Source organism: Hafnia sp. (assembly GCF_036648275.1).
Classification (GTDB): Bacteria; Pseudomonadota; Gammaproteobacteria; order Enterobacterales; family Enterobacteriaceae; genus Hafnia; species Hafnia alvei.
In genome coordinates, this window is the sequence record NZ_JAVXIQ010000012.1 from 35,454 (window position 1) to 55,565 (window position 20,112).

The following is a 20,112-nucleotide window of genomic DNA, read 5'->3' on the forward strand; positions in this document are numbered from 1 at the left end:
TGATATCGTATTATTCTAATTTGATAATTTATTTGTGCGTTAGATAATTGGCTAATTATGTGCCACTGCCGCGTTGATTTATATTCTCATTTGTTTAGTGAGCAATTTCACAAATAAAAATTACTATTCGAGTTAGCTCACGAAATTAGATTTTTTCTTATAGCTAGAAAACCTTTGGCTCGATTGTTGCTCCCATCTCTCCTATCCGTAGAGGATTGAGAATCCTCTGCCATTTTACATTTGAGCATGTCGCAGCAAGGAGATAGTCATGGGAGATATTATGCGCCCCGTTCCTTTCGAGGAACTTTTGACGCGTGTTTTCGACGAGTATAACGAAAGCCACTCAATCTTCGGGATACCGGAAAAGCAGTTTTATCGCAAAGACAATGATCGAGTTATCAAGGTATTTGGCGAAACCTGTGAAACGCCTATGGGGCCTGCCGCAGGGCCACATACACAGCTTGCGCAAAATATCATTGTGTCTTGGCTGACCGGTGGGCGCTTTATTGAGTTGAAAACGGTGCAAATTCTTGACCGCTTAGAATTAGACAAGCCGTGTATAGATGCTGAAGACGAATGCTTTAACACTGAATGGTCAACGGAATTCACGCTGCAAAAAGCCCATGACGAATATCTGAAAGCCTGGTTTGTCTTGCATTTACTCGAAGCTCTGTTTGACCCTCGCACTCAGGGTGAAGCCAAGTCATTCATCTTCAATATGAGCGTTGGCTATAACCTTGAAGGCATCAAGCAGCCCGCCATGCAGAACTTCATCCATAGCATGATGGATTCTGCCCAACACCCGAAATATGCCGAATATCAGTCCGTTCTGACTCATTTCATTCGCGAACAACTTGAATCGCGTTCAGCTCAGCTCAGCCAACTGCCGCAGCACATCCCCGCGCAAATGGTTCATGGGGTCACGCTCTCAACCATGCACGGTTGTCCACCCAATGAAATAGAGGCTATCTGCCGCTACATGCTGGAGGAAAAAGGGCTCAATACATTTGTTAAATTGAACCCTACGCTGCTTGGCTACCCTCGCGTACGTGAAATTCTCGATACCTGCGGCTTTGATTATATTGGCCTGAAAGAAGAGTCCTTTGAGCATGATTTGAAGCTAGAACAGGCCATTTCTATGCTGCAAAGATTAACGGCTTTAGGTCAGCAAAAGCAGCTTTGCTTCGGGGTGAAACTCACCAACACGCTCGGCACCATCAATCATAAAGGCGCGCTGCCGGGTGAAGAGATGTATATGTCTGGGCGTGCGCTGTTCCCTCTGTCTATTAACGTAGCGGCCGTCTTATCGCGTGCGTTCGACGGCAAGCTGCCGATCTCGTATTCCGGCGGCGCGAGCAAATTTAATATTTGCGATATCTTTGATACCGGTATTCGTCCTATCACGATGGCAACGGATTTACTCAAGCCGGGCGGGTACTTACGCCAGCTAGAGTGCATGCGTGAGCTGGATCAGTCTGATACGTGGGGTATGACCAAAGTCGACGTTGAGCGTTTGGAAGCGCTGGCGAAGAAAGCCGTTAGCATGGAATACACCCAGAAACATTGGAAAGCGCAGGATCGGATTGATGCAGGCGGCCCACTGCCGATGACCGATTGCTATGTGGCGCCGTGCGTCACCGCCTGTGCGATCAAACAGAATATTCCTGAATATATTCGTTTGCTCGGTGAACAACGCTACGCCGATGCATTAGAACTGATTTATCAGCGCAATGCGCTGCCAGCCATCACCGGACACATCTGCGATCACCAGTGTCAGTACAACTGTACCCGTATGGACTATGACAGCGCGCTAAATATTCGCGAGCTGAAAAAGGTGGCCTTGGAAAAAGGCTGGGATGAATATCAGAAACGCTGGCATAAACCTGCGGGCTCTGGCTCTAAGCATCCGGTTGCGGTGCTAGGCGCAGGGCCAGCAGGACTCTCCGCGGGGTATTTCTTGGCACGAGCGGGCTATCAGGTCACCTTGTTTGAGCGTGAAGCCAACGCGGGTGGGGTAGTGAAAAACATCATTCCTCAGTTCCGTATTCCGGCTGAAACTATCCAGCATGACATCGATTTTGTCGCCGCACATGGGGTGAAATTTGAGTTCGGCTGCGATCCTGCATTAACCGTGGATAAGCTTACTCAGCAAGGCTTCCGTTATGTCTTTATTGGGGTAGGTACTGACAAAAACAGCGGCGTGAAACTGGCGGGCGATAACCGCAATGTTTATAAATCGCTGCCGTTCCTACGTAGCTATAACCGTGGCGATAAACTCTCTTTAGGACGTCATGTTGCCGTTATCGGTGCGGGGAATACCGCCATGGACTGTGCGCGTGCGGCGCTGAAGGTTCCCGGCGTAGAAGACGTGACCGTTATCTATCGTCGTACCTTGAATGAAATGCCGGCTTACCGCGAAGAGTATGAAGAAGCGGTTGAAGACGGCGTGAAGTTTATGTTCCTGACTAACCCAGAGCAGTTCGATGCCGATGGCACGCTCACTGCGCGGGTGATGGAGCTCGGCGAACCCGATGAGAAAGACCGTCGTCGCCCAGTGGCAACGGATAAAACTATCAAACTACGTATGGATGCGCTGATTACCGCCATTGGTGAACAGGCCGACTGTGCAGCGCTTAGTGCGATGGGCGTGCCATTAAATGCCGATGGTTGGCCTGCGGTAAACGCCGAGACCGGCGAAACTCCGCGCCCTAACGTGTTCTTAATTGGTGATGTGCAAAGTGGCCCATCCTCCATCGTTGCGGCTATCAGTACCGCTCGCCGGGCGACGGACGAAGTGCTCAAGCGTGAAAATATCCGCACTCATCACAGCGATAAGCAGTGGTCTAACGTCGATCCGGCGGAGATTTACCAACGTAAAGGCGCGATCAGCGTGCTGATGGTGGATAAAGAAGAACGTGAAGCCTTTGTGGCTCAGGAAGCACAGCGTTGTTTAGAGTGTAACTATATCTGTAGCAAGTGCGTCGACGTTTGCCCAAACCGTGCCAACGTGTCTATCGCCGTTCCTGGCTTCCACGATCGTTTCCAAACCCTGCATTTAGATGCTTACTGCAATGAGTGCGGCAACTGTGCGCAGTTCTGCCCGTGGCAGGGAAAACCCTACAAAGACAAAATTACCATCTACAGCCTGCCAGAAGATTTTACCAACAGCACCAACCCAGGATTCTTTGTCGATAACGATAACGTCAGCGTTCGACAAGGTAAGCAAATCTGGCATTTGCATATTGATAAACAAGGCCAGCTTGATGATGTTCCGCCTGAGCTGGAAGACATGTGCCGCATCATTAGCCACGTTCACAACCATCATCACTACCTACTTGGCCGAGTGGAGGTTTGATTATGCTGATCCTAAAAAATGTTACGGCGGTTCAGTTCGAACCTGCGTCGGTACAACACGGTATTGATATTGCGATTGAAGGTTCGCTTATCAAAGAGGTGGGCAGCCAGCTGGTTGCCAAATATCCGCAGGCGGACGTGAAAGATATGCAGGGTAAATGGGTTATGCCAGGCATTGTGTGCGCGCATAACCATTTTTACTCCGGATTATCGCGCGGAATTATGGCCAATATTGCCCCCAGCCCTGATTTCATCTCCACGTTGAAAAACCTGTGGTGGCGCTTGGACCGCGCCTTAGATGAGGAATCACTGTATTACAGTGGGCTAATTTGCTCGTTGGAAGCTATCAAAAGCGGCTGTACTGCCGTTATCGATCACCATGCTTCGCCTAACTACATCGCGGGATCGTTAAATACGCTGCGTAAAGGCTTTATTAAAGCAGGGCTGCGCGGCATGACCTGCTTTGAAACCACCGATCGTAACGGTGGCAATAAAGAGCTGCGGGCGGGGGTGGAAGAGAATATTGCCTTTGCTCAGTTGATTGATAACGCGAAGAAGCAGGGGAGTGAGCCCTATCTCGTAGAAGCGCATATTGGTGCTCATGCGCCTTTCACCGTGTCGGATGCGGGGCTAGATATGCTGCGTGAAGCCATTAAGGCCACGGGGCGAGGCCTGCATATTCACGCGGCGGAAGATAGTTATGACGTATCCCACAGCCACGATAAGTATGGCAAAGATCTGATTGTTCGCTTGGCCGAGCACGATCTGATCGACGCTAAAACGCTGGTGGCGCATGGCCTGTATCTCTCTGAGGCCGATATTCAGATCATCAACCAGCAGGATGCATTTTTGGTGCATAACGCCCGTTCCAATATGAACAACCATGTTGGCTATAACCATCGCATTGGCGAATACCAGAATGTGGCCCTGGGAACGGACGGCATAGGCTCAGATATGTTTGAAGAGCTGAAATTCGCCTTCTTTAAACACCGTGATGCCGGAGGTCCAATGTGGCCAGACAGTTTCACGCGTTTCTTATGGAATGGTAATCGCTTACTGGAACGTAACTTCGGCGCTCAATTCGGTTGCTTAGCCGCAGGTTATAAAGCCGATCTTACCGTGTGTGATTATCCAGAGCCAACGCCGCTAGCGGCCCAAAATATCGGCGGGCATCTCGCATTTGGTATGGGCTCAGGCAGCGTCCGCAGTGTGATGGTTGAAGGGCGCTTCGTTTATGAAAACGGTCAATTCCCATTTGATGTAACGCCAATTTATGCCGAAGCCAGCAAGGTGGCGGCACGGTTATGGAAGCGGATGGATGACTTAGCATAACTGTTATACCGCCCCTGATTAGGGGCGGTTTGTCCTTCTAGGGGCAAATAACAAGAGGATGAAAAATGATTGAGCAATTTTTCTGGCCAGAATCCGTTAAGCAGGCGCTTGAACTCAAGCGCCAGTTTCAGGATGAGGCAGTCTATTTTGGCGGAGGTAGCAAGTTAAACGCGACGCCGACCAAAACGACAAAGAAGTTTGGTATCGCTTTATCAAAACTCGGGCTTGATAAGGTGAGTTTGCAGCAGGGAAAATTACATATTGGTTCTCAGGCAACGCTACAGCGGCTGATTGATACCCCGCTGATCCCCGACGCGCTGCGTAATGCTCTGGGATTTATCTACTCCCGCCATCTCCGTAATCAGGCCACTTTAGCAGGCGAAATTGTTGCCAAGCAAAAAGAGCGCGTTCTACTTCCCGTGTTGCTAGTGCTTGATGCGCTGGTGGTGACGGCAGCAGGTGAAACGCTCAGCCTAGAAGAATATCTGGATAACGATCGTGACGATCTTCTGCTTGAGGTGATCCTTCCCGATCCTTATCAAAACTGTTCAACGCGTAAGATCGCACGTTCTGCCGCTGGCTTCGCCGTGATAACCGCGGCGGTAGCGACTGGCTCCAATGGTGAAATGAAAATTGCCCTTGATGGCGTGTCTGAACGAGCAATACGACTGCGTGACGTAGAGTCTCGCGGCCTGAGTGATGACAAATTAGAGAAGGCCGTGAGCGATGCCATTTCCCCACGTGCTGATATCGGAGGCAGCGAAGCATACAAACGCTATATCGCGGGTGTTGTCGTTGCAGAACTGTTGGCTGACTGTCAGCAGATGAGTGAGGAAAAGTGATATGAATATTCGCTTTACGCTAAATGGTACCCCTTGCACGTTGTCATGTGAGGCGGGGGATAACGTGCAGAAAGTCTTGTTTAATCTAGGCCTGCATTCTGTACGTAACAGTGACGATGGGTTTGGATTTGCGGGTTCAGATGCCATTATTTTCGACGGTGTGGTGGTTAATGCTTCACTGTTGATCGCAGCCCAACTTGAGGGATCGGTGGTTCGCACCGCAGAATCACTGGGCACGTGGAATCAACTTAGTCCGGTACAACAGGCGATGGTTGATGTTGGGATTGTGCAATCAGGCTATAACGATCCTGCCGCAGCGTTAATCCTTACCGAGCTGCTTGAGCGCATTCCGTCGCCAACGCGTGCTCAGATCGATGATGCATTATCGGGATTATTTAGCCGCGATGCGGGCTATCAACAGTTTTATCAGGTGGTTGAATTAGCCCAGGCTCGTATGGCCGATCCTTTCTGCCAGCAGGAGATCGCGCCGGAGTTTCGCGATGATTTGCAGGTGGTGGGCAAGCTCTGCCCAAAGGTCGATTCTGCCAAAATGGTGCAGGCTAAACCTTGCTATGTTGAAGATCGCGTACCTGCCAATGCTTGTATTATCAAGATGCTGCGTAGCCCGCATCCGCACGCGCTTATTACGCATTTAGATGTGAGTAAGGCGGAAGCACTGCCGGGCGTAGTACATGTGATTACGCATTTGAACTGCCCTGATATTTATTACACGCCGGGTGGACAAAGCGCGCCTGAACCTTCTCCGCTCGATCGCCGTATGTTTGGTAAGAAGATGCGCCATGTGGGCGATCGTGTGGCTGCGGTCGTGGCCGAAAGCGAAGAGATCGCGTTGGCGGCATTAGCGTTGATAGACGTCAGTTTTGAAGTATTGAAACCGGTCATGTCGATTGATGAGTCAATGGCCGATGGTGCTCCGCTTGTTCATGATGAACCTATTGTTTATGTGAACGGCGCACCGGCAGACCTTGAGGTGCAGAATCGGGGCTCGGCGACGCGGGGCGAGCACATGATTATCAACTTCCCGATTGGTGCAAAACCACATAGTAATATTGCCGCAGGCGTTCACGGCCGTATTGGGGATGTTGAGAAGGGATTCGCTCAGGCGGATGTCGTGATTGAACGCACGTATGAATCGACTCAAGCGCAGCAATGCCCGACAGAAACTCATGTTTGCTTCACCTATATGGACGGTGAGCGACTGGTGATCCACGCATCTACGCAGGTGCCGTGGCATGTTCGTCGTCAGGTAGCGCGTTTGGTTGGGCTGAAACAAAATAAAGTCCACGTTATCAAAGAGCGTGTGGGTGGCGGATTTGGCTCTAAGCAGGACATTCTGTTAGAAGAAGTCTGTGCATGGGCGACCTGTGTGACGGGGCGTCCGGTCTATTTCCATTACACTCGCGAAGAAGAATTTATCAGTAACACCACGCGACACGTTGCCAAAGTGAAGGTGAAAATTGGGGCAACGAAAGAAGGTAAGCTTACCGCCATTGATATGGATTTCCGTGCCAACACTGGCCCTTATGGCAACCACTCGTTAACGGTTCCCAGCAATGGCCCCGCGCTTTCATTGCCTCTCTATCCTTGCGACAACGTCAATTTCCAAGTGACGACGTACTACAGCAATATCTGCCCAACCGGTGCTTACCAAGGCTACGGCGCGCCGAAAGGAAACTTTGCGCTAACCATGGCGCTGGCGGAGTTAGCTGAACAGCTCGATATCGATTTGCTGGATATGATCGAACTAAACCGCGTCATCGAAGGGCAAGAGCTGAAAATATTGGGCGCGATTGGCGAAGGTAAAATGCCAACGTCGGTACCCACCGCAGCGAGCTGTGCGTTAGAACCGATTTTGCGTAAAGGACGCGAGCTGATGAATTGGGGAGCCAATAAGGCTCCGCAGGGAGATTGGCGCATCGGGCAAGGAGTGGCGATTATCATGCAAAAATCCGGTATTCCAGATATCGACCAAGCAAACTGCATGGTGAAGCTGGAATCTGACGGCACGATTATCGTTCATTCTGGCGGCGCAGACATCGGTACGGGATTGGATACGGTTGTCACTAAACTTACCGCAGAAGTGTTGTGTTGTTCACTGGCAGATGTGCATGTTATTTCGGGTGACACCGATCATGCGCTCTTTGATAAGGGGGCTTATGCGTCCTCAGGTACGTGTTTCTCCGGCAACGCTGCCAAGAAAGCGGCTGAAAACCTGAAAGAAAAAATCCGTTTCCATGGAGCCGAGATGTTGGGTGAGCCTATCGACGATGTGGTGATCGTCAGCCCAAGCATCGTGCGGGGTAAGCAGGGGGAAGTGAGCTTTGCTGAGATTGCACATAAAGCGGAAACGGGTACGGGATTTGGTACGCTGGTTGCTACTGCGTGCTACATCACGCCAGATTTTGCTTTCCCGTTTGGCGCGAACTTTGCCGAGGTTGCGGTCAATGTGCGAACCGGCGAGATTCGGCTCGATAAGTTCTATGCATTGCTTGACTGTGGTACGCCAGTTAACCCAGAACTGGCGTTAGGGCAAATCTACGGCGCCTCTATGCGTGCCATCGGACACAGCCTGACAGAAAAGCTGTTTTACGATGAAAACGGCAGCCCAATAACGCGCGATCTACAGACCTATGGGGCACCAAAAATTGGTGATATCCCACGAGATTTCCGCGCATTTCTGGTGCCCAGCGACGATAGGGTTGGCCCATTCGGTGCCAAATCCATTTCTGAAATCGGTGTGAACGGCGCAGCACCTGCCATAGCGACGGCGATTCACGACGCCTGCGGTGTTTGGCTACGAGAGTGGCACTTTACACCGGAAAAAATCCTCCGAGGACTGAATAAACTCGAGGCGTAAGCGTAATAAGGCGCGGGGAGAGCGTTCCCGCGCCTCTACGATTCAATAGTTAACTAAGCATGAGCTTAAGTCTGGATCCAATTTAATCTGGGCAGGGTTTCTGCATGGTTTTTCCCGCATTTATTGAATCAGATATTCAATTTCTCAGTGGAGTAGAAAATGTCTGATGTACAGCAAGTTGCAGATAAAACCGTTAAAAATGAGTCCTTATATTCTGGGGATTCAGAGCTTATTTACCATCTTGATGATAAACCGCCGTTGCATGAAATGTTGATCGGCGCGGTGACGCATCTTCTCGCTATTTTCGTCCCCATGGTTGCTCCTGCGCTGATTGTCGGCACCGCGCTAGGGCTATCTTCAGAGGTCACCGCCTATTTAGTTTCTATGGCGATGATTGCCTCGGGGATTGGTACGTTCATCCAAGTCAATCGATTTGGTCGCGTAGGTTCAGGATTACTCTCCATTCAGTCGGTCAATTTTTCGTTCGTGACCGTCATGATTGCGCTGGGTGGTTCGATGAAAAAAGACGGGCTCGACGAACAGGCAATTATCTCTGCCTTACTCGGCGTGGCCTTTGTCGGTGCTTTCCTCGTTGTTGCCTCGTCACAGGTTCTTCCCTATCTCAAGCGCGTGATCACGCCAACCGTTAGCGGCGTTGTGGTTCTAATGATTGGCCTTAGCCTGATCAAAGTCGGCATTATTGATTTTGGCGGAGGCTTGCCCGCCAAAGGCGATGGCTCCTTTGGTAGCTATCAAAATCTCGGTCTGGGATTTCTGGTGCTGTGCGTAGTGATTGGCTTCAACTGCTGCCAGAACGCGCTGTTACGAATGGGGGGGATCGCCATCGGCTTAATCGTGGGATATGTCTGCGCATTATTTATGGGCATTGTTGATTTCTCGCCTCTAAAAGATCTGCCGATTATCACTATTCCTCAGCCGTTTAAATATGGATTCTCGTTTGATTTTCATGCCTTTTTGGTTGCCGCTACCATTTACCTTTTAAGCATCTTGGAAGCGGTGGGCAGCATCACCGCAACGGCGATTATTTCCGAACGCCCAATCGTGGGTGAGGAATACGACCGACGATTATCCGGTGGTGTGCTGGCAGATGGTTTGGTTTCGGTGATCGCCTGTGCGTTGGGCTCTCTGCCGCTGACCACGTTTGCGCAAAACAACGGCGTGATCCAAATGACCGGCGTGGCCTCTCGCCACGTGGGGAAATACATCGCGGCGATATTAGTGATTCTTGGGCTGTTTCCGGTTATTGGGCGTTTCTTTACCACTATCCCCGCGCCTATTTTAGGCGGCGCAATGACACTGATGTTTTCGATGATTGCCCTCGCCGGGATAAAAATCATTCTGTGTGGCGGTATGGATCGGCGTGAAACCCTGATTGTGGCAACTGCGCTGGGGATTGGGCTGGGTGTTTCCTACGATCCGCAAATCTTCCGTGTCCTTCCTGATTCTATTTATGTGCTGTTCGAAAATCCCATCTGTGCGGGTGGCGTAACCGCCATCATTCTTAACCTGCTGATCCCTAGAGTGAATAAGCGTGGTCAAGAAGATGAGTTGGAAGAACTGATTAAGCCGGTGACTGAGAATTTTACTCAAGCGAAATAGCGGTTTGTCACTCTGACATGCGAATGGAGAAAACATCATGTCTGAACAACATTCTTTGAAAGCGATACGCGGTAATTTTTTAGATATCGTCAAGACAGTAGAGCAGCCTGAGGAGATTGAATCTCATCTGCGCTTCATTGAAGACGGCTTAATGCTGCTCCGCAGTGGGAAAGTTGAGTGGTTTGGTACATGGCAGGAAGGAAAGCATCTGATTCCAGAGGGTATCCGCGTGCGTGACTATAGCGGAAAAATGATCGTGCCCGGTTTTGTGGATACCCATATTCACTATCCGCAAAGCGAAATGGTGGGTGCTTATGGTGAGCAGTTGCTGGAATGGCTGAATAAACATACGTTCCCCGCCGAGCGACGTTACAACGATATTGAATACGCACGCGAAATGTCAGCGTTTTTTATCAAGCAGCTATTGCGCAACGGTACCACCACGGCGCTGGTGTTTGGCACGGTGCATCCCGAATCGGTTGATGCCTTGTTCGAGGCTGCGCATAACATCAATATGCGAATGATCGCAGGCAAAGTGATGATGGATCGCAATGCTCCCGATTATTTGCTCGATACGGCGGAAACCAGCTATACCCAAAGCAAAGCGCTGATCGAACGCTGGCACCACAACGGGCGTTTGCTCTATGCCATTACGCCCCGTTTTGCTCCAACGTCAACGCCAGAACAGTTGGCAATGGCGCAGCGACTGCGTGAAGAGTATCCCGACACATATCTGCATACCCATCTTTGCGAAAATAAAGATGAAATTGAGTGGGTTAAATCCCTGTATCCAGAGCGGAAGGGCTACTTAGACGTTTACCATAACTATGGGTTAACCGGTAAAAATAGCGTTTTTGCGCACTGCGTGCATTTAGAAGAGCCAGAGTGGGACTGTTTGCGCGACACCGGCTCGTCTATCGCGTTTTGTCCGACGTCTAATTTGTATCTTGGCAGCGGTTTGTTCAACTTGAGAAAAGCGTGGCATAAGCAGATTAAAGTTGGCATGGGAACGGATATCGGCGCTGGAACCACCTTCAATATGCTGCAAACGCTGAATGAGGCGTACAAAGTGATGCAGCTTCAGGGATGGCGAATGTCGGCCTATGAAGCGTTTTATCTGGCGACCCTAGGCGGTGCTAAAGCATTGGGGCTTGATGGCATCATCGGTAATTTCAACATAGGCAAAGAGGCCGATTTTGTGGTTTTAGAGCCAACGGCAACGCCATTACAGCAGCTTCGCTACGATAACTCTGTGACTCTTATGGACAAATTATTCGTGATGATGACGCTTGGCGATGACCGTTCGATCTACAGAACCTACGTGGATGGACAATTAGTGTACGAACGCACCTAAAATGTCGATATCTTTAGTTGAAATGACGGTTTATAGGCCAGATAATCGTTTGCCTTAAATAACCGTCCCATTTTTATGACTGATGTGCTTGATGGGGTAATCGTTTGCTTTGTGGTTTCGTAGCAAGTCATAGATACCGCAAATGGATATCGCAAAGTTACGGTAATAAGAAAAACGCAGGTTCAGGCGTTAGCAATCTTGAACAACATTATTGTCATCATGCGCAATGTTAAAACACTCAGAGGACATCAATATGTCTAGCAATTCATCTCAAGAAGGGTCAGCGGGTAAATCGGGCGGTTCGCTTGACGCTTACTTTAAAATTTCGGCTCGTGGCAGCAGCGTTCGCCAAGAAGTGTTGGCGGGGGTGACGACTTTCCTTGCCATGGTGTATTCCGTTATCGTCGTGCCGAGCATGTTGGGTAAGGCTGGATTCCCCCCTGGAGCCGTATTCGTTGCAACTTGCTTAGTGGCGGCTTTTGGTTCTTTGCTGATGGGGCTGTGGGCGAATTTGCCAATGGCTATCGGGTGTGCGATTTCCCTGACGGCGTTTACCGCATTTAGTTTAGTGCTCGGGCAGCACATCAGTATTCCAGTGGCTTTGGGCGCTGTATTCTTGATGGGCGTTCTGTTTACCCTGATTTCTGTCACGGGAATACGTTCGTGGATATTGCATAACCTACCGATGGGGATCGCCCACGGAACGGGGATTGGTATTGGTCTATTCCTGCTGTTGATTGCCGCGAACGGCGTGGGCCTCGTGATTAAAAATCCACTTGAAGGGCTGCCGGTGGCACTGGGGGCATTCACGTCGTTCCCTGTGATGATGTCCTTGCTGGGGCTTGCCATTATCTTTGGTTTGGAAAAACTGAAGGTCCCTGGCGGTATTTTGCTGGTGATCATCGGTATTTCCATCATCGGGCTGATTTTTGACCCAAGCGTGAAATATCAGGGGTTGTTCGCATTACCAAGCCTGTCTGCTGCGGATGGTTCATCGCTAATCTTTAGCCTCGATATCATGGGGGCATTGAAGCCGGTGGTACTGCCAAGCGTGCTGGCGTTAGTGATGACGGCAGTTTTTGATGCGACCGGTACGATCCGTGCGGTGGCTGGCCAAGCAAACCTGTTGGATAAAGACGGCCAAATCATCAGCGGCGGCAAGGCGTTAACCGCTGACTCCGTGAGCAGCATTGTCTCGAGTTTTGTGGGTGCTTCTCCTGCGGCGGTGTATATCGAATCTGCGGCGGGTACGGCAGCAGGCGGTAAAACAGGACTTACGGCTACCGTTGTTGGCGTGCTGTTCCTGCTGATTTTATTCCTGTCTCCGTTGTCTTATTTGGTTCCGGGATACGCAACGGCACCGGCGCTGATGTATGTTGGCTTGCTGATGCTGAGCAATGTTTCCAAGCTGGATTTCAATGACTTCGTTGATGCGATGTCAGGTCTGGTGTGTGCGGTGTTTATCGTACTGACCTGTAATATCGTGACCGGTATTATGCTGGGCTTCACCACTTTAGTTATTGGTCGCATTTTCTCCAATGAGTGGCGCAAGCTGAATGTGGGCACGGTAATTATCGCGATTGCGTTGGTGGCATTTTATGCAGGTGGCTGGGCAATTTAAGTTTGCTGCGTGAAAACCGATAACGTTTAGAAGAGCGCCTCAGGGCGCTCTTTGTTTTTATGTGATGACTGCTTGCGGTCGCTATCTTCAACAGAAATAATACCATTGGTTACTTTCAGGTAAATCTCAGCCTATTTGCACACTTTTTCCTTTAGGACAAAAATCATAAGGTGATATGTTTGAAAGGGTATTTATAAGCAAAACGCGGTTGTATTTTGTAGTGAGACTAAGGAAAGCATGGAAATCTTCTTTACTATTCTGATCCTGATCCTAGTGGTGTCTTTATCTGGGGTGGTAACGCGTATGTTGCCGTTCCAAATACCGTTGCCGCTGATGCAGATTGCTATCGGGGCTCTGCTGGCATGGCCGCATTTTGGCCTGCACGTCGATTTTGACCCTGAACTTTTCCTCGTACTGTTTATCCCTCCGCTGCTGTTTGCTGACGGGTGGAAAACGCCAACGCGAGAATTTTTACACCACGGGCGTGAGATTTTAGGTCTGGCGCTGGTGCTGGTGCTCATCACGGTGGTTGGCGTCGGGTATTTCCTGCACATCCTGTTGCCTGAAGTTCCTTTGGTGGCTGCGTTTGCTCTGGCCGCCGTGCTCTCGCCAACTGACGCCGTGGCGTTAGGTGGGATCGTGGGCAAAGGTCGCATTCCGAAAACCATTATGGGCGTGCTGGAAGGCGAAGCCCTGATGAACGACGCGTCTGGTCTGGTTGCGCTGAAGTTTGCTATCGCCGTTGCGATGGGCACGATGGTGTTCACCGTGGGCGGTGCGACGCTTGAGTTCCTTAAAGTTGCGATTGGTGGTCTGCTCGCCGGTGTTGCCGTGACATGGCTATACAGTAAATCACTGCGCCTTATGAGCCGCTGGGCGGGCGATGATCCTGCCACGCAAATCGTATTCTTGATGCTGCTGCCGTTTGCCAGCTATCTGATTGCTGAACACGTGGGCGTTTCCGGTATTTTGGCCGCGGTTGCGGCGGGGATGACCATCAGCCAGTCGGGCGTGATTCGTAATGCGCCGTTGACGATGCGCCTGCGCGCAAACAGCGTTTGGGCCATGCTTGAGTTCGTGTTTAACGGCATGGTCTTTATCATGTTGGGGCTGCAACTGCCGGGGATTTTGGAAAGCTCCATTATTCAGGCGGAGCGCGATCCTACCATTCAGACATGGTTCCTGTTCACTGACGTTGCGTTAGTGTACGGCGTGCTGCTGGTATTACGTTTCCTGTGGCTATGGTGCATGCGTCGCTTAAGTTTGCGCTTCATCAAACGTAACCCGCTTCAGTTCGCCAGCTACAGTCTGCGTGACCTGTGGATTGCGTCGTTTGCGGGGGTGCGTGGTGCAATTACCTTAGCCGGTGTGCTCTCTATCCCGCTGTTCTTGACCGATGGCACGCCGTTCCCTGGCCGATATCAGCTCGTGTTTATCGCCACTGGAGTGATTTTGTTCTCGCTTATCGTCGGGGTCGTTGCGCTGCCATTGCTGCTGAAAGGCATGGAGGTCAACGATACGAATACCTATCGTGAAGAAGAGACGATGGCCAAATCGGTTACGGCAGAAGTCGCGATTGAGAGCCTGAAAAAAATGCAGGAACGCTTGGAAGTTGATACCGAGGAAAATATTGATCCTCAGTTGCTGACAGAGGTTAGCTCGCGAGTGATAGGGAGCCTGCGTCGGCGCATTAGCACCAAGGAAAATGCCGAAGAGATGCGTAAGGTGGAAAACCTTGAACGTCGCTTCCGTTTAACCGCGCTACGCGCTGAACGCGGCGAGCTTTACCATCTGCGTGCCACACAAAAAATCAGCAATGAAACGTTGCAGAAGCTGCTGCACGACCTTGATTTGCTAGAAGCGTTGCTGGTGGAGAAGAGTGGGTAAGGTATTTTAGGTTTACTTCGCCTCGTAGGAATATGACCCCCTCCCAGCCTCCCCCTTAGCAGGGGGAGGAGCCGCTCGAGGATTCTTCAATTAACGCTGAACGGTTCCCTCCCCTGCGAAGGGGAGGGTTAGGGTGGGGTCATCGAACTACTTCAACGTTATCCACTCTGGATGCATTTCCCCATTCGGCCAATATTCTCGGCAGCGCGCGATCCACGCCTGAGCGCTGTGCGACAAGTATCTTCCCTCACACCAAATTAAACCCAGCTCCCACATCAGTTTTGGCTCTAACGGCAGCCAAAGTAGGGTCTTTGGATCGAGGCGCTGGCAGATAGGTTCTGGCAAAATCGCAATGCCTACGCCAGCCTGAACCATGGCGGCGAGGAAGTCCCACTGTCCGCTGCGAACCGCAATCTGTGGCGTCACGTTGTGGGCGGCAAAGGCCTGCATTAGCTGTTTGTAGAGCGCGAAATCTTCGTTGTAGATCAGAATGTTTTGCTCGGCGAGTTCGGGCATAGCAATGCTGGTGCGCGATAGCCACTCTTCGGTGCGAGGCACTAAAACGCATAGCGGGTGGCTGAACAGCGGCAGCGACGCGATGGCGCCATCGGTATCCCCTGAAAGCGCAGTTAGGGCGAGATCGAGTTCGCCTGATAATACGGCCTGCTCAACGGTAAGCCCGCCAAACTCGGAAATAATCAGTTCGATTCCCGGATAGTTATGGCGAAATTCATTAATCAATCCGGCCATTTGGGTACCGACCATCGGTGGAATACCCAACTTAAGCTGGCCGCGTTTCACCGTGCTGATATCTTCTAGCTCTGCTCTTAATTGGCTAAATTGATCCAGTATGGCTAGGCCGCGTTGATAAACCGCTTGTCCACTGTCGGTAAGATGTAAACGACGCCCTTCGCGGATGAGCAGCGTACATCCCAGTTCATCCTCTAGATGGCGCAGCATTTTGCTGATGGTTGGCTGGGTAACAAACAGTTTTTCCGCCGCGCGAGTAAAGCTTTGTTGACGTACCACTTCCACGAAATAGCGCAGCGTTCTGACGTCCATGGTGTCTCCATAAGAGCGTTTTGTTGATGGAATAACAAAGTATGCCAATTTGGCATAAAGGCAATAATATTAATTCATTTTATGCAGGTATTGTTTACTGCCTATACTGTGCGCTCATTCACACTTTTGCTCATTCTGAGGTTATCATGTCTCTGGCGTTGCGCTCTCGCGCACCGTTCGTCCTAAGCCGCTTACAGGTGCCTGTTCAGGTTGCTTTGTATGCCGCACTGTTTTTGGTTGCACAATGGGCAGTGGTTAGATTCCACCTTCCTCTTCCCGCCAATATCGTGGGTATGCTGATGCTGCTGGCGATGATCGTTTTACGCGTTTTGCCTATCAAATGGGTAAAGGCAGGGTCGCGTTGGTTATTGGCTGAAATGTTGCTGTTTTTTGTTCCTGCCGTGGTCGCGGTGGTGAATTACGCTTCGCTATTAATGGTAGAAGGTTGGCGAATTTTTGCCGTGATTGCGGTGAGTACCACGCTGACGCTCGGTTTGACAGCGTTGGTCGTGGACAGGGTTTATCGTTTCGAGATTTATCTACAGCGTAAAAAGCAATCAGCCGCCTATAAGCGAGATCGCGCATGAGTAGTTTAAGTATCAGTGTGCTGTGCTTGTTGATGACGCTAGCGCTCTATTTTGCCAATAAGAAAATATACCGTCGCCTTCATACCATTTGGATGATGCCGCTGGTTTTAACACCGCTGATTCTAGTGCTGTTTTTGGTGGTCACACATGTTTCCTATCAGGATTACATGGGAGAGAGCCGATGGTTACTTTGGCTATTGGGCCCTGCGACTATCGCGTTTGCGGTGCCGGTTTATGAAAACATGACGGTCATTCGCCGCCACTGGATGTCGTTGAGCGCGGGTGTGATTACGGCAACGGTCGTTGCGGTGAGCAGTTCGGTTTGGTTAGCTCGGCTGTTAACGTTGCCGGAGGAAGTACAGCGCAGCTTGGCTGTGCGTTCAATCACTACGCCATTTGCGTTGGAAGCGGCTAAACAGCTAGGTGGGCAACCTGATTTAGTGGCGCTGTTTGTGGTGATTACCGGTGTTTTCGGTATGGCGGTTGGCGATATTTTATTCCTACGGTTGGCGGTGCGCAGCGGTATGGCGAAAGGGGCCGGATTAGGTGCTTCGTCGCATGGCGCGGGGACTGCGAAAGCCTATGAGATAGGGCAGACAGAAGGCGTGGTTTCAAGTTTAGTTATGATGTTAGCGGGGGTAGTGACCGTGGTTCTAGCCCCGCTGATCGGCCATGTGATGTGGTCATGAATTTTAATAATAAGCCTGTTTAAAACAGCGCTATAGCTGCAAGAGTTTGCCTCTGCCTAGCACCCGCACGGCAGAGGTTTTTTTTGCCCTATTTTCAGCGCTGCTATTGGAACATTTTTTCCAAATACTGGCTAAGGCGCGCGCGTGAAGTGAAACCATGTGGAATACCAACGAACGCGGTATCTACCGCATGGGGATCCTGAGGGAAGCGCGTATAGGCCACGCTGCTGCGTATCGGCTCCGCGGGGTGCGCAAATTTCAGACTTTTCTGTCCGAGCGCAGGATGGATAACCAGCGCGGTTCGACCCATTCTGGCCTCGCGGTTAACATAGACGTAGTGATCGCCTTTATGAAAACCATAGGCTTTATCAGTCACGTAATCTCTAATAAAACCAGTTCGTTCAAGTACCTGTGCGACTTCGTCAGGGCGTAAATACATGCTGACTCTCCCATTGTTCTCTCTTATAGGCACAGACCATAGCGGATTGAAAATGTGGGACAACCGGACTTTTCTGGAAGAGAGATCCCACATGGTGCTCTGCGCAATGAGAATGATTAGCCCTGTTATGTGAAGCGTGACAAGAACATAACGGAGATACCTATCTACACTAAGCCTCGTGAATCCATTCGGTAACCCTTCAATTTGTATAAGGAAACGAGCAAATGAAAAAAATAACTAAGGGCTTTTTCTCACTGAGCGCATTGGCGTTATTCATTCCGCTGGCGGCTCAGTCTGCGGATGTTTCTCCCGCTGCGCCTGAGGGTTACCAGCTAGAACAAGTTCTCATTTTTAGCCGTCATGGTATTCGTGCACCGCTGGTAGGATATGGCGATATCTTGGCAGAATCGACGCCACATCAATGGCCAGTTTGGAAAACGGAAGGGGGATTGCTGACGCCTAAAGGGGCTGAAGTAGAAACACTTTTTGGTAAATATATGCGCGATTGGCTTGCCCAAACCGGCATTTTGCCTGCGGGCGGTTGCCCAACCGACGGTGCCGTATTTGTTTACGCTAATAGCCTACCTCGCACCATTGATACCGCGAAAAGCTTTGTCAGCGGCGCATTTCCCGAGTGTTCACTCAAGGTGAATCATCAGGCCAAAATTGGCACCATGGACCCGACGTTTAACCCAATAATCACCGCTAAAGTTACTGATGAATTCAAACAAAAAACCATCGAGTCGATCAACCAACATGCGGGACAGGGGGGGATTGACGGTCTTAACGAGCGTCTGAAACCAAACTATGCGGTACTTCAGCAGGTGATGGACTACGGGCAATCGAAAGTTTGTACCGAGAAAAAAACCTGCTCTTTGGCGGAACAGCCAAATACGGTCAATATCGTTCAGGACAAAGAGCCCGGTATTACGGGGCCGCTACGTGTAGGAACCGGTGCATCTGATGGGTTTATGTTGCAGTATTACGAAGGATATCCGCTGAAAGAGGTGGCTTGGGGACAAATCACCGATGAAAAACAGTGGCAGCAATTGGAAGAGATAAAGAATCTTTATCATGAAACCCTTTTTGGCTCGTCGACGGTAGCCCAAAATGCGGCGGCACCTTTGATGCGTTTCGTTAGCGCAACGCTGGTGGGAACGCCAGATAACAATGCGCTGGCGGCAGATGCCCATAAAGCGAAGGTTGCGGTGTTGGTGGGGCATGATTCCAACATTGCGTCTTTATTAGCAGCCATGAAAACGGCCGAATATGAACTGCCTAAGCAGTATGAGAAAACCCCAATCAGCGGGAAAATTGTTTTCCAACGTTGGCATGATAAAAACGACAATCGTGATTTGATGAAGATTGAATACGTATATCAGTCAACCGATCAAATCCGCAATGCTACGCCGTTATCATTGTCATCACCGGCTCAGCGTGTGGTTTTACAAATCGATGGTTGTAAAATTGATGCCAACGGTTTCTGTCCAATGGATGATTTTAAAACCGCGATAGCGAAAGATATTCAAGGACAGTAAAGATAATCTGCCTGAGCACCGCGCATATTTGCCGTGCTCAGGCGTTAAGCTTGTTTGAGGAACGTTTCGCCACTCAAATCTGAGATACTTTGTCATCGCTATGATGTTCTGATACTTTGTCACGATTACTCGTTACTGGATACTCGCATGTTTACCCATATCGCCTTATCGACGCTGAATGGCTTGGAATTGATGGTATATAACTATGTCATCAAAAATAAAGATAAGGTGATGTATATGACTATCCGCGAACTGGCGGATGAGGCGGATGTTTCCACTACCACCATATTACGCTTTTGCAAGAAAATGAATTGCAGCGGTTATTCTGAATTTCGTATTCGTTTTAAACTTTATCTTGAGCAAGAAGAGAAACTATTATTGACCTCCGGAGCGAGTGAAATAATGAGCTTCTTTAAAAGTATTCATAATGATGAGTTTGAAGCACTTATTACTCGCACGGCGAAAAAAATTGCTGAGGCGGAAAGAATAATATTTGTTGGTGCCGGTACATCGGGTACGTTAGGGAAATATGGCGCACGTTTTTTCTCTAACGTAGGCAAGTTTAGTAATTATATTGACGATCCCTATTATCCTATTAGTACGGATATGTATAAAAACGCGATTGCGATTATTTTATCCGTTTCTGGTGAAACTCCAGAGATATTAAAATTGGCGAGCCAGTTTAGCCTGCATCATTGTAAAATCATCAGCATTACCAACAGCGAAACCTCTTCTTTAGCCCGCATGGCAGACTTCAATCTTTCCTATCACATGCCACAAATCCTGATTGCCAGTGAATATAATATCACCACCCAGGTTCCGGTGATTTATATGCTAGAGGCAATAGGAAAGAAATTGGCAAAGAATATTTCTAGTTAATAATTGAGACATTGATCTGATAAAAAACAA

At 49.9% G+C, this 20,112-nt stretch carries 14 protein-coding genes; 12 read left to right on the plus strand and 2 right to left on the minus strand.

Annotated elements, in window-relative coordinates; translation table 11 throughout:
- Positions 1 to 268: 268 nt before the first annotated feature.
- The 8 genes from ygfK (at position 269) to RSC70_RS12405 (ending at position 14,888) form a co-directional block, all read left to right on the plus strand.
- Entirely contained in the window at positions 269 to 3,355 is a 3,087-nt protein-coding gene (ygfK, locus tag RSC70_RS12370) for a putative selenate reductase subunit YgfK (protein ID WP_332542571.1), read from the plus strand.
- Between the two features lie 2 nt (positions 3,356 to 3,357).
- The gene (ssnA, locus tag RSC70_RS12375; RefSeq protein ID WP_332542572.1) at positions 3,358 to 4,686 is read left to right on the plus strand and encodes a putative aminohydrolase SsnA; all 1,329 of its coding nucleotides are present in this window, start codon (positions 3,358 to 3,360) and stop codon (positions 4,684 to 4,686) included.
- A gap of 65 nt (positions 4,687 to 4,751) precedes the next feature.
- Positions 4,752 to 5,528 carry a molybdopterin-dependent oxidoreductase FAD-binding subunit gene (gene ygfM, locus RSC70_RS12380; protein ID WP_332542574.1) on the plus strand — a complete coding sequence of 259 codons (777 nt, stop codon included), beginning with the start codon at positions 4,752 to 4,754 and terminating at the stop codon, positions 5,526 to 5,528.
- A 1-nt stretch (position 5,529) separates the two neighbouring features.
- A complete protein-coding gene (locus RSC70_RS12385) occupies positions 5,530 to 8,406 on the plus strand; it encodes a molybdopterin-dependent oxidoreductase Mo/Fe-S-binding subunit (RefSeq protein ID WP_332542575.1) in 2,877 nt (958 codons plus the stop codon).
- 159 nt (positions 8,407 to 8,565) lie between these two features.
- Complete coding sequence (locus RSC70_RS12390) at positions 8,566 to 10,026, plus strand: nucleobase:cation symporter-2 family protein (protein ID WP_025798512.1); 1,461 nt, start codon at positions 8,566 to 8,568, stop codon at positions 10,024 to 10,026.
- Positions 10,027 to 10,063: 37 nt separating this feature from the next.
- Positions 10,064 to 11,380: a guanine deaminase gene (gene guaD / locus RSC70_RS12395; RefSeq protein ID WP_332542576.1), complete on the plus strand. Its 1,317-nt coding sequence runs from the start codon at positions 10,064 to 10,066 to the stop codon at positions 11,378 to 11,380.
- Between the two features lie 253 nt (positions 11,381 to 11,633).
- On the plus strand, positions 11,634 to 13,001 hold the full coding sequence (locus RSC70_RS12400; RefSeq protein WP_040045600.1) for an NCS2 family permease: 1,368 nt from the start codon (positions 11,634 to 11,636) through the stop codon (positions 12,999 to 13,001).
- Positions 13,002 to 13,238: 237 nt separating this feature from the next.
- Positions 13,239 to 14,888 carry a Na+/H+ antiporter gene (locus RSC70_RS12405; protein ID WP_040045601.1) on the plus strand — a complete coding sequence of 550 codons (1,650 nt, stop codon included), beginning with the start codon at positions 13,239 to 13,241 and terminating at the stop codon, positions 14,886 to 14,888.
- A gap of 147 nt (positions 14,889 to 15,035) precedes the next feature.
- On the opposite strand, the gene RSC70_RS12410 is transcribed toward RSC70_RS12405, so the two are convergent.
- Positions 15,036 to 15,950, minus strand: a complete 915-nt coding sequence (locus RSC70_RS12410; RefSeq protein WP_040045602.1) for a LysR family transcriptional regulator — start codon at positions 15,948 to 15,950, stop codon at positions 15,036 to 15,038.
- A 146-nt stretch (positions 15,951 to 16,096) separates the two neighbouring features.
- Between RSC70_RS12410 and RSC70_RS12415 the strand changes: the two genes are divergently transcribed.
- Both RSC70_RS12415 and RSC70_RS12420 read left to right on the plus strand, forming a co-directional pair.
- Positions 16,097 to 16,537, plus strand: a complete 441-nt coding sequence (locus tag RSC70_RS12415) for a CidA/LrgA family protein (protein ID WP_040045637.1) — start codon at positions 16,097 to 16,099, stop codon at positions 16,535 to 16,537.
- Complete coding sequence (locus RSC70_RS12420; RefSeq protein WP_040045603.1) at positions 16,534 to 17,226, plus strand: LrgB family protein; 693 nt, start codon at positions 16,534 to 16,536, stop codon at positions 17,224 to 17,226. The genes RSC70_RS12415 and RSC70_RS12420 overlap by 4 nt, the downstream gene beginning before the upstream one ends.
- A gap of 103 nt (positions 17,227 to 17,329) precedes the next feature.
- Here the strand turns inward: RSC70_RS12420 and RSC70_RS12425 are convergent, their stop codons facing one another.
- Positions 17,330 to 17,665 (minus strand): DUF2002 family protein, encoded by a 336-nt coding sequence (locus RSC70_RS12425; protein WP_282807888.1) that lies wholly within the window; start codon positions 17,663 to 17,665, stop codon positions 17,330 to 17,332.
- Between the two features lie 224 nt (positions 17,666 to 17,889).
- Between RSC70_RS12425 and agp the strand changes: the two genes are divergently transcribed.
- Together agp and RSC70_RS12435 are read left to right on the plus strand one after the other, a co-directional pair.
- The gene (gene agp, locus RSC70_RS12430; RefSeq protein ID WP_282807887.1) at positions 17,890 to 19,203 is read left to right on the plus strand and encodes a bifunctional glucose-1-phosphatase/inositol phosphatase; all 1,314 of its coding nucleotides are present in this window, start codon (positions 17,890 to 17,892) and stop codon (positions 19,201 to 19,203) included.
- Positions 19,204 to 19,350: 147 nt separating this feature from the next.
- Positions 19,351 to 20,082 (plus strand): MurR/RpiR family transcriptional regulator, encoded by a 732-nt coding sequence (locus RSC70_RS12435; RefSeq protein ID WP_282807886.1) that lies wholly within the window; start codon positions 19,351 to 19,353, stop codon positions 20,080 to 20,082.
- Positions 20,083 to 20,112: the final 30 nt, after the last annotated feature.

What these genes read in the sequence shown, in the direction of transcription:
- guaD (WP_332542576.1), top strand. Translation starts at nt 10,064, where the DNA reads ATGTCTGAACAACATTCTTTGAAAGCGATACGCGGTAATTTTTTAGAT.
- agp (WP_282807887.1), top strand. Translation starts at nt 17,890, where the DNA reads ATGAAAAAAATAACTAAGGGCTTTTTCTCACTGAGCGCATTGGCGTTA.
- RSC70_RS12420 (WP_040045603.1), top strand. Translation starts at nt 16,534, where the DNA reads ATGAGTAGTTTAAGTATCAGTGTGCTGTGCTTGTTGATGACGCTAGCG.
- RSC70_RS12425 (WP_282807888.1), bottom strand. Translation starts at nt 17,665, where the DNA reads ATGTATTTACGCCCTGACGAAGTCGCACAGGTACTTGAACGAACTGGT.
- ssnA (WP_332542572.1), top strand. Translation starts at nt 3,358, where the DNA reads ATGCTGATCCTAAAAAATGTTACGGCGGTTCAGTTCGAACCTGCGTCG.
- RSC70_RS12415 (WP_040045637.1), top strand. Translation starts at nt 16,097, where the DNA reads ATGTCTCTGGCGTTGCGCTCTCGCGCACCGTTCGTCCTAAGCCGCTTA.
- RSC70_RS12435 (WP_282807886.1), top strand. Translation starts at nt 19,351, where the DNA reads ATGTTTACCCATATCGCCTTATCGACGCTGAATGGCTTGGAATTGATG.
- RSC70_RS12400 (WP_040045600.1), top strand. Translation starts at nt 11,634, where the DNA reads ATGTCTAGCAATTCATCTCAAGAAGGGTCAGCGGGTAAATCGGGCGGT.
- RSC70_RS12410 (WP_040045602.1), bottom strand. Translation starts at nt 15,950, where the DNA reads ATGGACGTCAGAACGCTGCGCTATTTCGTGGAAGTGGTACGTCAACAA.
- RSC70_RS12390 (WP_025798512.1), top strand. Translation starts at nt 8,566, where the DNA reads ATGTCTGATGTACAGCAAGTTGCAGATAAAACCGTTAAAAATGAGTCC.
- ygfM (WP_332542574.1), top strand. Translation starts at nt 4,752, where the DNA reads ATGATTGAGCAATTTTTCTGGCCAGAATCCGTTAAGCAGGCGCTTGAA.
- RSC70_RS12405 (WP_040045601.1), top strand. Translation starts at nt 13,239, where the DNA reads ATGGAAATCTTCTTTACTATTCTGATCCTGATCCTAGTGGTGTCTTTA.
- ygfK (WP_332542571.1), top strand. Translation starts at nt 269, where the DNA reads ATGGGAGATATTATGCGCCCCGTTCCTTTCGAGGAACTTTTGACGCGT.
- RSC70_RS12385 (WP_332542575.1), top strand. Translation starts at nt 5,530, where the DNA reads ATGAATATTCGCTTTACGCTAAATGGTACCCCTTGCACGTTGTCATGT.